The organism is Cupriavidus sp. C3SS-1, from assembly GCF_057073755.1.
The window spans coordinates 783,356-799,101 of the sequence record NZ_CP172699.1 but is presented as its reverse complement, the minus strand read 5'-3'; the positions used below and the strand labels follow the sequence as shown (position 1 = coordinate 799,101).

The window sequence follows — 15,746 nt, the reverse complement described above, 5'->3', positions numbered from 1 at the left end:
TCAGCGCCGCCACATGCGGCGCAGGGTGTTGTCCCCCAGCATGTAGTGGTGGAACAGCGCCGCCATGGCGTGCAAGCCGATCACGAGATAGAACGCCGTTCCCAGCGTTTCGTGAATCTCCTTGACCTGGTTCTTCAGCGCCTGGTCAGGTCCCACGAGCGCCGGAATCTCGATGCCGAGCGCGGGCAGCGCCAGCAGGTGGCCGCCGGCATTGAGGGCGAGCAGGCCAAGGATCGGCTGGGCCACGATATACAGGTACAGCACCCAGTGCATCGCCTCCCCTGCCCAGTGCATCCAGCGCGGCCCCGGTTCCGCCGTCGGCGCACCATGCACAAGACGCCACAGCAGGCGCGGCACGGCCAGCACAAGAACCAGCACGCCAGCCCACTCATGCGTTGCCATGGCCAGCGACCGGGCCGGCGTGCCCTTGCCGGCGAAGCCTTTCAGCTCGATTGCCGCATAGGCGACGGCGACCAGCAGGAACACCGTCCAGTGGAAGAAAATGGCCAGTCCATCGTACCGGCGCGCGGTTCCGGAAAAATCGATGGCACCAGGCACGCTCTGCAGGCGGTTCATAGGGACTCCTGTGATTTTAGGGATACCGATAGCGTACTCCCACGTCCGGTTGTACGGCTTGCCGACGGTCAGCTTTCTCGCAATAAAAAACCCCGCCGTGGCGGGGTTCGTTCAGCAGCTGTTCAGGTTTGCGCGAGAACGACGCATAAATTGCCAGGCTGGCGGCAATTACATTACTTCTTGAAGTTCGCGACGCCGTCGGTAATTTCCTTGTGCGCTTCCTCGATGCCGGCCCAGCCTTCCACCTTGACCCACTTGCCGGCCTCCAGTGCCTTGTAGTTCTCGAAGAAGTGCTTGATCTGGTCGAGCAGGTTCTGCGGCACGTCCGACAGGCCCTTCATGAAGGCGGTGGCCGGCGACAGCTTGTCCAGGGGCACGGCGACCAGCTTGGCGTCCACGCCCGACTCGTCGGTCATCTTGAGCATGCCGAGTGCACGGCAGCGCACGACGGCGCCTGCCAGGATCGGGAACGGGCTCAGCACCAGCACATCCACCGGGTCGCCGTCGCCCGACAGCGTCTGCGGAATGAAGCCGTAGTTGGCCGGATAGCGCATGCCGGTGCCGATAAAGCGGTCCACGAACAGCAGGCCGGTTTCCTTGTCGGCCTCGTACTTCACCGGATCGCTCTGGGCGGAAATCTCGATGATGACGTTGAAATCGTTGGGGATGTCCTTGCCCGGGGAGACGAGATTGAAGCTCATGCGATTCTCCAGATGCCTGCGGTGTGTTTATGGATGGCGGGCATTATAGCGGCTCGCCCCTGACCCGAGGCTGACAAAGACCGTGCCTTGCGCGCCGCCCGGGCTGCGCGATAATGGCGAATTCTTCAGCCAGCGCTGAATTCCGAGCCACGCCGATTTGTCCCGATCGGTCCCGATTCGTCCATATTCGCACCGGAAACCCCGCGCAAGCCTCCCGGAGACCCCGCATGCATGCCCAGCATTTCGTTGCCAACCGCCTGATCGCGCCCGACAACGGCCTGCGCATCAAGGTGTTCGACCCGTCCAGCGGCGAACCCTTTGCCGAGATCGCCCGCGGCAACGCCACTGACATCAACGTCGCGGTGCACGCCGCGCGGCAAGCGGCCGATGGCGCCTGGGGCGCCATGGCGCCGGCCGAGCGCGTGCGCCTGCTCAACCGCGTGGCGCTGTCGCTGATCGCCCACGAAGAAGAGCTGACCGCGCTCGAAGCCCGCGACACCGGCAAGCCGTTACGACAGGCCCGCGCCGATGCGCGCGCCGTGGCCCGCTACTTCGAGTTCTACGCCGGTGCGGTCGACAAGCTGCACGGCCAGACCATTCCGTACAACCCGGGCTACACGGTGCTCACGCTGCGCGAGCCACATGGCGTGACGGGCCACATCATCCCGTGGAACTACCCGCTGCAAATCTTTGGCCGCAGCGTCGGCGCGGCGCTGGCCACCGGCAACGCCTGCGTGGTCAAACCGGCCGAGGACGCCTGCCTGTCGTTGCTGCGCGTGGCCGAAATTGCCGCCGAGGCCGGCCTGCCCGAAGGCGCGCTCAATATCGTCACCGGCTACGGCCATGAGGCTGGCGCCGCGCTGGCGCGCCACCCGGGCATCAACCACATCTCGTTCACCGGCTCGCCGCAGACCGGCAAGCAGGTGGCCCAGCTTGCCGCCGAGAACCATGTGCCGGTCACGCTGGAACTGGGCGGCAAGTCGCCGCAGATCATCTTTGCCGATGCCGATGTGGATGCGCTGGTGCCGGTGATCGTCAACGGCATCATCCAGAACGCCGGCCAGACCTGCTCGGCGGGCAGCCGCGTGCTGGTGGAGCGCCCGCTTTACAATGCGCTGCTGGACCGGCTCGCATCGGTGTTCGAATCGCTGCGGGTCGGCCCTTCGGAGCTGGACCTGGAATGCGGCCCGCTGATCAGCCGCAAGCAGCAGCAGCGCGTGTGGGACTTCGTCTCCGATGCGCAGCACGCCGGCATCGCCGTGATGGCGCAGGGCCAGATCGTCGGAGAAGCGCCGGAGTCCGGCTACTACCAGGTGCCGATGCTGTTCCGCGATGTCCCGCCCGCGCACCGGCTGGCGCAGGAGGAAGTGTTCGGCCCGCTGCTGGCTGCGATGCCGTTCGACTCAGAAGCCGAAGCCATCGCCCTGGCCAACGGTACGCCGTACGGCCTGGTGGCGGGATTGTGGACACGTGACGGCGGGCGGCAGCTTCGCCTGGCGCGCAAGCTGCGCGCGGGCCAGGTCTTTATCAACAACTACGGTGCCGGCGGCGGCGTGGAGTTGCCCTTCGGCGGCACCGGCCAGTCCGGCTACGGCCGCGAAAAGGGCTTCGAAGCCCTCTACGCCTTTACCACCCTGAAAACCATTGCCATTCAACATGGGTAACATCAATTTCCTGTCGATCGCCTTTGCCATCTTCTTTTTCTGGATGGCCTGGCATGTGAAGAACAAGCGCGCCACCAACCCATCCGGCATGCCGCGCCTGCAGGTCTTCAAGCGCAAGTGGGGCGATACCGTGGGCGATCGCGTGCACTGGTGCCTGTATGTGGCGCTTCCGTTCCTGCTGGCGGTGATGATGGTGGCGAATGCATTGCGCGGGCGCGGGCCGTTCGCGCATTGAGCACCCTGAAGCGCCGCACGACATAACAAACCCAAGGAGACGAGCGATGAGACTGGCAGACAAGGTGGCCGTAGTAACCGGCGGCGGGTCCGGCTTTGGCGAAGGCATCGCGCACACATTCGCCCGCGAAGGCGCACGCGTCATGGTGGCCGACCTGCGCGAAGACGCCGCCGAGCGTGTCGCCGCAGCGATTCGCGAGGCCGGCGGCCAGGCCGGCGCGGTGCGCGCCGACGTCGCGCGCGAAGCCGACACCGAAGCCATGCGCGATGCCGCGCTGGCCGCCTTCGGCGACGTGCATATCGTCGTCAACAACGCCGGCACCACGCACCGCAACAAGCCGATCATGGAAGTGACCGAGGACGAGTTCGATCGCGTCTACGCGGTCAACGTCAAGAGCATCTTCTGGTCGGCGCGCGCTTTCATTCCGCATTTCCGCCAGCGTGGCGGCGGCGTGTTCGTCAATATCGCCTCGACCGCCGGCATCCGGCCGCGCCCGGGCCTGGTCTGGTACAACGGCAGCAAGGGCGCCGTCATCACCGCCAGCAAGGCCATGGCGGCCGAGCTTGGCAAGGACAACATCCGCGTCAACTGCGTCAATCCCGTGATCGGCGCGACCGGGCTGCTCGAAGAATTCATGGGCATGCCTGATACGCCGGAGAACCGCGCCAAATTCCTTGCCACCATCCCGATGGGACGCATGTCGACCCCGTCGGATGTCGCCAACGCCTGCCTGTACCTGGCCAGCGACGAAGCCGCGTTCATCACCGGCACCTGCATTGAAGTGGACGGCGGCCGCTGCGTATAGGTGTAGCGTCGTCCGTGCCATGGCTGTAGCTGTAGCTGCATCACCGATCGTAGAAGCGTCGTAGAAGCGCAATCATCCCGAGGAGACAGCATGACAACGACTGCAGTGAATCCCGGCGTCGGCGACGCCGCGTTTGAAGACGCCACGTACCGCAAGGTGAGCTGGCGGCTGGTGCCTTTCCTGCTGCTGTGCTACGTGGTGGCCTACCTGGACCGCGTCAACGTGGGCTTTGCCAAGCTGCAGATGCTCAGCGACCTGAAGTTCAGCGAGACCATCTACGGTCTCGGCGCGGGCATCTTCTTTATCGGCTACTTCCTGTTCGAAGTGCCGAGCAACGTGATCCTGCACAAGGTCGGCGCGCGCATCTGGATCGCGCGCATCATGATCACGTGGGGCGTGATTTCCGCGGCGATGATGTTCGTCACCACGCCGACCATGTTCTACGTGCTGCGCTTCCTGCTTGGCATCGCGGAAGCCGGCTTCTTCCCCGGCATCATCCTGTACCTGACCTACTGGTACCCGGCCAACCGGCGCGGGCGCACCACCACGTTCTTCATGACCGCCATCGCGCTGTCGGGCGTGATCGGCGGCCCGCTGTCGGGCTGGGCGATGCAGGCCTTCGACGGCCACAACGGCTGGGCCGGCTGGCAATGGATGTTCCTGCTCGAAGGCATCCCGTCGATCCTGGTCGGCCTGGTGGTGCTGGCCTACCTCGATGACCGCATCGCGCACGCCAGCTGGCTCAGCGCCGACGAGAAAGCGCTGCTCCAGCGCAATATCGCGAGCGAAGACGCGCACAAGGAAGACCCGCCCATCGGCACCGTGCTGTCGAGCCCGCGCGTGTGGCTGATGAGTGCGATCTACTTCTGCTTCGTGATGGGCCTGTATGGCGTGAGCTTCTGGCTGCCGACCATCATCAAGCAGACCGGCGTCAAGGGCGCGTTGGACATCGGCCTGCTGACCGCCATTCCCTATGGCTGCGCCGTGGTCGGCATGGTGGTGGTCGCGTTCAGCGCGGACCGTTCGGGCGAGCGCCGCTGGCACATTGCGATCCCGGCCGTGCTGGGCGCGCTGGGCCTGGTGCTCTCGGTGCAATGGCATGACAGCACCGCCCTGGCCATGGTGGCGCTCACGCTGGCCACCATCGGCATCCTGACCACGCTGCCACTGTTCTGGAGCCTGCCCACGGCGTTCCTGGCCGGGACCGGCGCTGCCGCCGGCATCGCCCTGATCAATTCGCTCGGCAACCTCGCCGGCTTCCTGAGCCCGTATGCGGTGGGCTGGCTCAAGGACCTGACCCACAGCACGGATTCCGGCATGTACCTGCTCGCCGCCTGCCTGGTGGTGGGTGCCGCACTGACGTTGTCGGTCCCGGCGAGGCTGGTCGGCCGCAAATCGTAATCCTTCCTCCGCCTCCCACACTGGCTGGATCGCCGCGGATTGCCGCGGCGCGCACATCGCGGGTGGCCTGCGCGCCGCCCGCCTCCCGCGAAACGCCCTCCGCCGACATGCATGTAGGAGCCTGACGGGCAGTGCGGGCCAGCATCTCTCCTTAGCATGGAATAGACAACTGCCTGCCCCCGCAAGGGGCGCTGGCGGCACTGTCCTTTCCTCTTTCGTCAAGGAGGCCAAGATGCGGCAACACTCGCTACAGATACCCCGCCCCAGCCACCTGCAAGGCACGCCGGAATGGCGCGCAAAGGCACGGCGGCTGGCGCTTCTCACGGGCGCCTGCGCATTGGCAATGTTTGCATTCGTGCCGGCTGCGGGACAAGCCCAGACTTACACGGCACCGGCGGATGCGGCGGCGTCGCCCATGACGCCCGCTCCGCCGGCACTGGACACGCCATCGATGCCGCCCACGACGGCAACACCGCCGGCAGCGGCACCTGCGCAGACTCCCGCGCCGATCAACACGGCTCCGGCAGCACCGTCGCCGCCGCTGGCAGCGCCCTCCCCGCCAGCGCCCTCCCCGCCATTGGCTACGCCTGCGCCGCCACCGCCGCGCGATGCGATGGTGCCGCGCAAGGCCGGCTCCGTGACCTACATCTGCGGCGGTGTGGCCACGGATGAACAGCGCGCGCTGGACGCGAAATCCGGCAACTACAATATGGGACTGCTCTTCACGCAGGGCCCGCGCGGCGAATACCTGTCGGACGTCACCGTGAGCCTGACACGCAACGGGCGCGAAGTCGCGAACTTCGTGGCGGACGGCCCGAAGTGCCTGCTGCGCGCACCGACGGGCAGCTACAACGTGCGGGCGACGTATGAGGGCCGGACCAAGACGCAAGTCGTGAGCACGGGCACGCACAATGCGCAGATGCGCTGGTGACTGACTGCGTAGCCGCGCGCATAGAGCGCCGGCTCGCTTGATCGAACTCGCTTGATCGAACTCGCTTAGCGAAGTCCGCAAGGCAAGCGGGCCGCCTCGGGGCGGCCCACTCTGTCATGCCTGCGCCCCGCAAGCCGCTTCAGGCTTCCGGCTGATCCCCAAGCATCTGCGCGACCGAACCTGCCATATTGGCGGCACGTGCGCCGATCAGCCGCTGCAGCGTGCCGAGCAACTCGTCCTCGTTGTAGGGCTTGCCGAGATACACGTCCACGCCGATTTCCTGCGCATAGCGCCGGTGCTTCTCGGCCGTGCGCGAGGTGATCATCACCAGCGGCATGTGGGCGGTGCGGCTGTCGGCGCGCACGTTGCGGGTCAGGTCGAAGCCGTCCATGTGCGGCATCTCGATGTCCACCAGCATGGCGTCCGGCATCACGTCCTGGAGTTGCTTGAGCGCATCGACGCCATCGCGGGCCAGCAGTACCTCGTAGCCGGCGCGCGACAGCAGGCGATGCGCCGCCTTGCGTACGGTCAGCGAATCGTCCACCACCATCACGGTAGGCTGCATCACCAGTCCAGGAACCGGTGTCGCGGCGCCATCGCCGTCCAGTTCGGCCACCGCGCCCAGCGACTGCGCAGCGGGCAACTGCATGGCCGCGGGCGCTGCTTCGCCGCGCACGCGCGCGAAGCGCTGGGCCAGCACCACCGGGTTGTAGATCAGCACGATTTCGCCGTCGCCCATGGTGGTGGCGCCAGCAATGCCTTCCAGGCGCGCCAGGTGCGGACCGATGTGCTTGACCACCACTTCGCGGTTGCCCACCACTTCATCCACATGGACCGCCACGCGCTCGGTGCCGCTGCGCACGACCACCACCGGCGAATACTTGCGGCCGGACGGCGTCGCCGCGCTTTCCTCGAGCAACGCGCCAAAGTAATGGAACGGCACGGCGTTGCCGGCCACGGTGATCTGGCGCTGGTTATAGGCATCAAGCAGGGCCTGCGTGCGCAGCTGCTGGACCTGGTCGATCATGCCGCTCGGCAGCGCATACATGCGCCCGCCCAGCCCCACCACCAGCACTTGCGTGATCGCCGTGGTCAGCGGCAGGTGCACCGTGAACGTGGTGCCGCGGCCGGCCGCGGTCGACAGCGTGATGCGTCCGCCCAGTGCCACGGTTTCCGCGCGCACGACATCCATGCCCACGCCGCGCCCGGCAAGCTCCGAGACCGAATCGGCCGTCGAGAACCCGGGCGCAAAGATCATCTCCGTCAGCCGCGCGTCGCTGGCGTCATCGTCAGGCGCCAGCAGGTCGCGCTCCACGGCGCGTGCGCGAATCCGCGCGAGGTCCAGCCCCGCGCCATCGTCGACGAAATGCAGCACGACCTCGTTGCCTTCCTGCTGCACTTCCAGCGTCAGCGAGCCGGCCGCCGATTTGCCAGCGGCGCGCCGGACTTCCGCTGTTTCGATGCCATGCGCCACGGCATTGCGGATCAGGTGCTCGATCGGGCCGGCCATGCGGTCCAGCACGGACCGGTCGACCTCCACCGTACCGCCTTTGATCAGCAGCCTGACTTCCTTGCCGGTCTCCGCTGCGGACTGGCGTGCAACGCGATAGAGGCGCTCGGCCAGCGCGTCGAACTGCACCATGCGGGCCTGCATCAGCCCGCGCTGCAGGCCGCGCGTGAGCCGCGCCTGTGCGGCCAGGTCGCCGGCGGTGCGATCGAAACCGCGGTGCAGGTTCTGCTCCACGGTAGCCACGTCGTTGACCGACTCGGCCATCATCCGCGTCAGTTCCTGGAAGCGCGTGAAGCGGTCGAATTCGAGCGGATCGAAGTCCTGCTTGTGCTGGGCGTCGGCAATGCGCGAGGCCATCTGCGATTCCGCCTGGATTTCGATCTCGCGCAACTGGCCGCGCAGGCGCGCCACGTTGTCGTTCAGTTCGCCCAGGTAGGCGCGCATGGAATCGAGTTCGCTTTCCAGCCGCGCACGCGTGGCGCCGACTTCGCCGGACTCGTTGATCAGCGTATCGAGCGCGCGGGCCTGCACGCGCACCAATGCGCGCTGGCGCTCGGACGCGTCCGGCACCGGTACCTGCGCCGGCGCGCCAGCCGTGGCCGTGCCGAGCGGCACCGGCAACGCCGCGCCCGCGCTTTCCGTGCTTTCCGCGCTTTCCGTCTTGGGGGCGGCGACGCTGGCCATCACCGGCGTAGCGCGCGGTTCCGGCGCGGCCAGCCCGTTGATGACGTCAGGATCGTCCGGCACGAGCAGGCGGCCAGCCTGCAGGGCCTCGACATGCATCAGGATCCGGTCGTACCACGCATACAGGCGACTGAACAGCTGCGGACCGACGCGCTGCGCGCGCAGGCTCGCGTCGAGCAGCGTTTCCATCTCGTGCGCGGCCTGCCCCAGCGCCATGGCGCCGGCCATGCGCGCACTGCCCTTGAGCGTATGCAGTGCGCGCAGCACCAGGCCACCTTGCCTGGCGTCTTCGGGCGCCGCTTCCCACGTGCGCACCAGCCGGCCGAGTTCGGGCAGGCTGCCGTGCGCTTCCTCCAGGAAGATCTCGACGAGGGTAGCGTCCAGTTCGGTGGTATCGGCCTGCACGACCGCCACCGGCAGCGGACGGGGGGGCGTCGGCAACGGAATCACCACCGCGTCATGCGTCACCGCCGCCGGTGCCTGCGGTGCCTGCGGTGCCTGCGGTGCCTGCGGTGCCTGCGGTGCCTGCGGTGCCTGCGATGCCGGCTGGGCTGGCTTTTCCGCTGCGGGGGGTTCTGCGTTCGCTTCCGGCTCCGGAACGTGCGCGGGCAATTGACCGAACAGGCTGGCCACGGAGCCATCCGGCTCGGCCGGCGCCTGCGGAGCCGGCACCTGGACCCGCGGGCGCAGCAGTGCGCGCTCGCCGAACTCGGTCAGGCTGCGGTGCAGGCTGGCATCCGCCTCGGGCCAGATCCCCGCGGCGAACTGATGCAGCATGCCGCGCAACCGTTCGACCGCCTGCTCCAGCAGGCGGAAATCACCGGGGTGAATGGCGACCGGGTGCGCGCCGAGCTGCAGCAGCAATTGTTCGAGCGCCTCGGCAATCTCGCGCACGGGTTCCAGCCCCACCGTCGAGGCGCTGCCCTGCAGCGTGTGCGCGACGCGCAGCGCCAGCTCGCTCGGGCACGGGTGGTTCTCATGGCGCCACTCGGAAATGTCGGTGGCGAACTGGCGCAGGAGATCGTCGGCCTCCTGCAGGTAGACGTTGTAGAGCGGCAGGCCGATGCGGATCGGGCCGATGACCTTGAAGTTGTCGTCCTCGCCGGACAGCGCGCCAGACAGGCGGAACGGGATGACGTTGTCGTCGTCGGAAGCGGCGGCGGGCGCCTCGCTCCCGGCCTCGGGCGCAGCTTCGGATGCCTCCGCAACCATGGTGCCCGGTACCGGCGCGTCGTCGATGAAGACCTGTTCCGGCTCCGCCGTGTCGGCAACTGCGGGCGCTTCCGGCTGCGGATCGCGCACCGCCTCAGCCGCGGCGACAAGCGGCGCGATGTCATGGGCCGCGCCGGCATCGCGATGCAGCAGCGCCACCCACGCGGACAACTCCGCGTGCGCGCGGCGCAGCAGGCTGAGCAGGGCCGCCACGGGCTCGCGTGCCTCGGCGATCCACAGGTTCATCACCTGCTCCACGGCCCAGGCCGCTTCGCCGTAGCGATGCAGGCCGACCATGCGGCTCGAGCCCTTGAGCGTATGGAAAGCGCGCCGGATGCGGCTAAGCGTATCGGCATCGCCGAGCGCGTCCAGGCCCGAACCCAGGTCGCCTGCAATGCCACCGAGAACTTCGTCGGCCTCGTGCAGGAAGATCCCGAACAGTTCGGCATCGAGCGCGGCGCCATCGTCGGGCGCCATCGTCGGTCCGGCCCCCTGCGGGACGACCGGCATCGGCTCGGCCAGTGCCGCCACCAGCCGTTCACCCGATGTGTCGCTGCCGGCCAGCCACGCATTGAGCTGCGTGCTGGCTTCGGTGGCCTGGCGGCGCAGCGCGGCATTGTCGTCGATGGCAGCCTGGTCCATCAGCGTCTGCAGCGCGGTGCGCAGTCGCTGGACCGGTGGCGTGTCGGCAGTGGCGCCGGTGCGGATGGCTTCGCTGGCCGCGGCACGTGCCACCGACAGCGGATCGTTGCCGACCGCGCCCGTCTGGCGCAGCGCCAGCGCTTCGTCGAGTTCCTCGTCCTCGGCTTCGTGGCGGCTGCGGCCCAGCTCCAGCGCATCGATAAACGCATGGACGCTGCCCAGCGTCTCGGCGATGGCGGACAGGGTCTCGCCGCGCAAGGTCTCGTCGACGCCGGCGCCGAGCCTGCCGGCTTGCCGCACCGCCTCCTGCACGGCCTCACCGGCCTGTTGCGCGTCGTCGTTCAGCCCGTGCGGCAGGCCATCGGTGTCCAGCAACGCATCCAGCGTGGCGCGCAACGCCTCGAAGGCCTGCACGGCTTCCGCCAGGCTGGTCCCGGCATCGGGCCGGGCCGCGTTGCGGTCATAGGTATCGAGCCACGATTCGCCGCCGTCCAGCTGCGCGCGCAACTGCGCGACGGCCTGCACGCGCGCCGCCTGGGCGCGGGCTTCGTCGGCCATGCGCGCCAGCCACGCCGGCGCCACGGCGGCCGGGTCGGCCAGGCATTGCGCGAGTTCCTCGCAGCGCGCGGCGAAGACCGCTGCCGTGGGGTTCGGGCTCATGCCATGCACGCGCCAGGGCAATGCCAGCGCCCGCGACAGGAACACGGCGATGCCGGTGGCGCCGAGCGCCTCGTGGCGGTCGGGTGCCGCGCCGGGCCGGAGCGCGGCCTGCGACAGGCACAGCTGCAGGGCCGGCTGCGCGAGCGGCTGCGCGGCCTCGGCCAGCGCCGCGAGCGCGATCTCCCAGCCCGCGGGATCGCCTTCGGCGGCACGCTCCAGCCCCGCAGCGGCCTGCTGCAGGTTGCGGGTGTCGATCGGATCGAGCCAGCCGTAGTAGCGCAAACGGTGGTCGGCGCCGGGCGTCGCGTGCGCGCGGTCGAGGCGGAACGCCTGCACGGTGCGCGCGATATCGGCGCGCACCGTCGTCAGGGCGATCTCGTCCACGCCGTGCAGAGGGGGGTCCTCCTGCGCGGACAAGGTGCAGACCAGCAGGAAGATGGCATCGTTGAGCAAGGCCTGCGGCACGCGCACCTGCCCCTGCTGGTATTGCCGCAGCAACAGGTGGGCACGGCCGGCAAAACGCTTCGATAGCAGGTCGGACGGCAGCAAGCCGTGGGCCAGGGCGCGGAACACCAGCGCCAGCACATGCCAGACGCCACGGTCCGGGTGGTCGGTGGCGCGGCGCGCCTCCTGCTCGCCGGCGCGGACGTCGTCCAGCGCTTCCTGCAACGGCAGGTACGCTTCGCGCAGCCGCTCTGACTCGGTGCACTGCAGGGGCAGCCGCAGCGCCTTGAGCAGTGCGGCTTCATAGCGCTGGCGCGCGCGCGTGACGGCCGTTGCGTTGCGCGTGGGCAGCAGGATGCCGGGCAGCATCTGCAGCTCGTCGAGCCACAGGTCGGCCGGATGCACGCGCTCGTCGCCGAGCAGCGACAGGATCTCGGCATACGGACGGAACAGCCGCAGCGGGTCCTGCTCGTCGCCTGCCATCAGGTCGTCGACGTATTCGGCAAGCGCCTGCACGCCGGTCCGGAACACGGCGAGCGTGCCGGCATTGGCCGCCACGCCGCCGCCGTCAAGGCCCTCGAGCAGGCGTCGCAACGCCTGGCAGTACGGGTCGACCCCGCGCAGGCCCACGATATGCACGGCGCCCGCTGCCTGGTGAAGTTGTTGACCGGCCAGGCGCAGCGACGTGGTATCGCGCGCGCCCAGCGCCTCGGGCGCCTGCTGGACTTCGTCGACGTAGTGGGACAGCTCGGTCGCGGCATCGTCCAGCGCGGCGCGCAGGCTCGGTGCCACCCACGCCAGCACGGACAGGTCGCGCGAGGCCGGCATGGCCGGCTCAGGCGCATCCGCCAGCGGCGCGTGGGTCAGGTCCGCTGACAGCATCTGCGGCAGCGGCTCGGCGGGGTCACGCGGTAAGGGAGAATTCAAGGACATCACGGCTTCCATTGCGGCCTTTGCGCGCGAGGCGGGGCAGTCCAGACGCGACAGCGGGCGTCATCAAGGTCAGGCAATCTTGAACCGCGATACGGAATTGCGGAGCTCTTCGGTCAGCTGCGTCAGCTCGCGCACCGAATTCGCGGTCTGGCGGGTACCGGCGGTGGTGTGCTCGGTCGCCTGCAGAATGCGTTCGATGTGACGGGCGACGCCGCCGGCCAGGTCCGCCTCGTGCGAGGTGGAGCGGGAAATCTGCTCGATCAGCTCGGCCAGCTGGCGCGACACGCGGCCAATTTCCTGCAGTGCGGCGCCGGCATTGTCCGACAGGCGCGCACCTTCCACCACGCCCTGCGTGCTGCGCTCCATGGCGTGCACCGCATCCTGGGTATCGGTCTGGATGGTGCGGATCAGCGCGCCGATCTGCTTGGTGGCCTCGCCGGAGCGTTCGGCCAGGCGCTGCACTTCTTCGGCCACCACCGTGAAGCCGCGGCCGGCTTCGCCGGCGGACGCCGCCTGGATGGCGGCGTTGAGTGCCAGCACGTTGGTCTGCTCGGTAATGTCCGAGATCAGCTCGACGATTTCACCGATCTCCTGCGACGACTCGCCCAGGCGCTTGATGCGCTTGGACGTTTCCTGGATCTGCTCGCGGATGTCGTTCATGCCCGCGATGGCGTTCTGCACGGCGTGCTGCCCCTGCTCCGCGGCAGTCAGCGAGGCGCGCGCCACATTGGCCGACTCGGCCGCGCCGCGCGACACCTGCGTGATGCGGTCGGCCATGTCCACCACCGATTCACCGGTCTGGCGGATCTGGCGCGACTGCTCTTCCGTCGTCGTGGCAAGCTGGTTGGAGGTCGCCTGCACCTGGCCCGAGGCCAGCGTCACTTCCCCGGCCGTCTGCTGCACGCGGCCCACCAGTTCGCGCAGTTCTTCCACCGTGTAGTTCACCGAGTCGGCGATGGCGCCGGTGATGTCCTCGGTCACGGTGGCCTGGCGCGTGAGGTCGCCGTCGGCGATGTCCTGCAGCTCGTTCATCAGTTGCAGAATGGCCTTCTGCGTGGTGTCGTTGTTACGCTTTTCCTCCAGGCGGCGCGTTTCGGCTTCACGCTCGCGCGCCTCGGCTTCCACGGCGCGCAGGCGCGAATCGCGCAGGTACAGCGCAGCCAGGCCGGCCAGGCACAACAGCGTCATCAGCGCCGAAACCACGGTGGCGCCCAGCGTCACGGGACGGAAGCGCGCCGCCTCGGCGTAGGACTTCTGCAGCGCGGAAAGTTCGCCGCGCAGGGCTTCGTTGTCGTTGAAGATCTGCTGCTGCGCGCGCTTGGCGGCGATCAGGCCGGGCAGGTTCTGCAGGATCGTCTGGGTGGTCTTCTGCACCGCGTCGAAGCGTTGCGAAAGCTGCTGCAGGTAGCCGCGCGTCTCGGCATCGGTCGCAGCGTTGAGCCGCAGCGCCTCGCTGCCGTTGAGCAGGCCGTCGAGCGTCTCGCGGAAGGTGTTGGTGTCCTTGCCGAGCAGGAACGCCGTCTCGGGGTTCACGCCTTCGCCCGACAGGAACTCGTTCAGGTTCTTGCCCAGGCGCTGCGTCAGCATCACCAGCTGCGCCGAGGCGGCGACCTCGCGCGTGTTGGAGCCGGACTGCAGCTTGAGCGCGGCAACCTGTTCCGCGGCCTCGAGCAGTTCGGGGTTCGAGGCGTTGAAGACCTGCAGCGTCTGGCCGATCGTGGTCAGCACCGGCTGCTGCGCGAGCACGTCGGCGGCACTCTTCTCGCTGCGCTTCCACGAACTGATCGCGGTTTCCAGCAGGGCCTGCGCCGCACCCGTGGTGGCGCGCACCTGCTTCTCGACGCTGCCCGCGAGCAGGGCCTGCAAGTCTTCGGCCAGCGCTTCCTTGGACTGGCGCAGCTGCGTGAAGGCCTGCACGTTGCCCAGCAGCGCCACCGGCGCGGCCTTGCCCAGGCGCTGCGAGTGCATCAGCATGTCGCCGGAGATCTCGATCTGCGCGGCGGCGTTGTTGGCGATGCGGTTGTCCATGTACACCGAGCCGAGCAGCGCCACCAGCGACACCACCACGCCGATGGTGAGCCCACGCTGCTGCGACGAGAACGGCATGCGTTCCAGCCATGACGACGCGGCATCGACAGGGGAACGGCCCAGCCCGCCGGCACGCATGCCGGCCGATGCCGCGCCGGCGCGGTCCTCCACCAGGCCCGCAGCCGCGTCGGCGGCCGGCTTCCGGCTTCCCAGGCTGATTTTCTTGAACCCCATAGCACCCTCTGTCCGTTGAATCGTTGTCTGGGGCGGCCTCGACCCGCGCCGCCGCGTTATTTATTCTTAATTCTGCTGCCCCCGACACCGCGACCCACGGCGCCGGAACTCCGCACGCGGCTATGCAGCGACCCGGCCTGCCTGGAGGAACGCCGGCGCATCGAGCAGCGCGCGCACGTCCAGCACCTGCCAGGCCCGGCCATCGCCATCATGGAGATGCCGGCCTTCCCATGCGGCATCGGCCGCCGGGTCCTGCGCAGGCGCACGCAGGTCCGCAGCGTGGCGCAGGCCGACCACGCGCGTGGCCAGGATGCCGCAGGCCCGCTCGACCTGGCGCGACAGCACCACGATCTTGCTGCCCGGCTGCAGCGGGGTTGGTCCCTCGCCGCAGAACAGGCCGAAATCCACCACGCCCAGCAGGTTGCCGCGCGCATTGACCAGGCCGGCATACCACGGCTGCGTCAGCGGCACGCGGCTCGGCTGCCGCATGTCGAGCACCTCGCCGGTCTGCGCCAGCGGCAGCAGCCAGCCGCGCTGGCCCACCTGCAGCGCCAGGTAGCTGTCCGCCGCGGGCACGTTGCGGGCTTCGCGCAGGCGCCTGGCCAGCATGGCCTGGTAATCCTGCAGGCGGGTCTGGCGGGTGCGTAGGTCTTGGCGTGGCGCGTTCATGTGCGTCTCCAGCTTACTGGCTGATGACGGGTGCCGTCAGTGGGACAGCGCCGCGATCTTGGTGAGCAATTCCTTGCTGTCGACCGGCTTGACGATGTAGTCCGAAGCCCCCTGTCGCATGCCCCAGATGCGATCGGTGTCCAGGCCCTTGCTGGTGCACATGATCACGGGGATATCCTTGAAGCGGTCGTCGCGCTTGATGGCGCGCGTGGCCTGGTAGCCGTTCTGGCCGGGCATCACCACATCCATGAGGATCAGGTCGAAGGCCTCGGCCTCCAGGCGCGTGAATGCCTGTTCGCTGTTGCCGGCGACGGAGACCTTGAAGCCCTGCTTGCCGAGCAGGTCGGACATGAACAGGGCTTCGGTGGGCGAATCATCGACGATGAGGATTTTGTTGATGGTTGTCATGAGTCAGTT

General features: G+C 68.3%; 11 protein-coding genes. 5 read left to right on the top strand and 6 right to left on the bottom strand.

Annotated elements, in window-relative coordinates; translation table 11 throughout:
* Together ACIGJC_RS03750 and ppa are read right to left on the bottom strand one after the other, a co-directional pair.
* Entirely contained in the window at positions 1–576 is a 576-nt protein-coding gene (locus tag ACIGJC_RS03750; protein WP_483710689.1) for a cytochrome b, read from the bottom strand.
* A 173-nt stretch (positions 577–749) separates the two neighbouring features.
* Entirely contained in the window at positions 750–1,277 is a 528-nt protein-coding gene (ppa, locus tag ACIGJC_RS03745) for an inorganic diphosphatase (protein ID WP_483710688.1), read from the bottom strand.
* A gap of 227 nt (positions 1,278–1,504) precedes the next feature.
* Here ppa and ACIGJC_RS03740 point away from each other — a divergent pair, with 227 nt between their 5' ends.
* The 5 genes from ACIGJC_RS03740 (at position 1,505) to ACIGJC_RS03720 (ending at position 6,313) form a co-directional block, all read left to right on the top strand.
* On the top strand, positions 1,505–2,941 hold the full coding sequence (locus ACIGJC_RS03740) for an aldehyde dehydrogenase family protein (protein ID WP_483710687.1): 1,437 nt from the start codon (positions 1,505–1,507) through the stop codon (positions 2,939–2,941).
* Complete coding sequence (locus ACIGJC_RS03735) at positions 2,934–3,176, top strand: hypothetical protein (protein WP_276099722.1); 243 nt, start codon at positions 2,934–2,936, stop codon at positions 3,174–3,176. Before ACIGJC_RS03740 ends, ACIGJC_RS03735 begins: the two co-directional genes overlap by 8 nt.
* 46 nt (positions 3,177–3,222) lie before the next feature.
* The gene (locus tag ACIGJC_RS03730; protein WP_483710686.1) at positions 3,223–3,981 is read left to right on the top strand and encodes an SDR family oxidoreductase; all 759 of its coding nucleotides are present in this window, start codon (positions 3,223–3,225) and stop codon (positions 3,979–3,981) included.
* Between the two features lie 90 nt (positions 3,982–4,071).
* Positions 4,072–5,382, top strand: coding sequence for an MFS transporter (locus ACIGJC_RS03725; protein WP_483710685.1), 1,311 nt, complete (start codon positions 4,072–4,074; stop codon positions 5,380–5,382).
* A gap of 415 nt (positions 5,383–5,797) precedes the next feature.
* The gene (locus ACIGJC_RS03720; RefSeq protein ID WP_483710684.1) at positions 5,798–6,313 is read left to right on the top strand and encodes a hypothetical protein; all 516 of its coding nucleotides are present in this window, start codon (positions 5,798–5,800) and stop codon (positions 6,311–6,313) included.
* Between the two features lie 139 nt (positions 6,314–6,452).
* Here ACIGJC_RS03720 and ACIGJC_RS03715 read toward each other — a convergent pair whose 3' ends face one another.
* From ACIGJC_RS03715 to ACIGJC_RS03700, 4 genes are all read right to left on the bottom strand, one after another.
* Positions 6,453–12,398, bottom strand: a complete 5,946-nt coding sequence (locus ACIGJC_RS03715) for an Hpt domain-containing protein (RefSeq protein WP_483710683.1) — start codon at positions 12,396–12,398, stop codon at positions 6,453–6,455.
* Positions 12,399–12,467: 69 nt separating this feature from the next.
* The gene (locus tag ACIGJC_RS03710) at positions 12,468–14,660 is read right to left on the bottom strand and encodes a methyl-accepting chemotaxis protein (RefSeq protein WP_483710682.1); all 2,193 of its coding nucleotides are present in this window, start codon (positions 14,658–14,660) and stop codon (positions 12,468–12,470) included.
* Between the two features lie 120 nt (positions 14,661–14,780).
* Positions 14,781–15,329 carry a chemotaxis protein CheW gene (locus tag ACIGJC_RS03705; protein ID WP_483710681.1) on the bottom strand — a complete coding sequence of 183 codons (549 nt, stop codon included), beginning with the start codon at positions 15,327–15,329 and terminating at the stop codon, positions 14,781–14,783.
* Between the two features lie 36 nt (positions 15,330–15,365).
* Positions 15,366–15,737 carry a response regulator gene (locus ACIGJC_RS03700; RefSeq protein WP_483710680.1) on the bottom strand — a complete coding sequence of 124 codons (372 nt, stop codon included), beginning with the start codon at positions 15,735–15,737 and terminating at the stop codon, positions 15,366–15,368.
* Positions 15,738–15,746 lie beyond the last annotated feature (9 nt).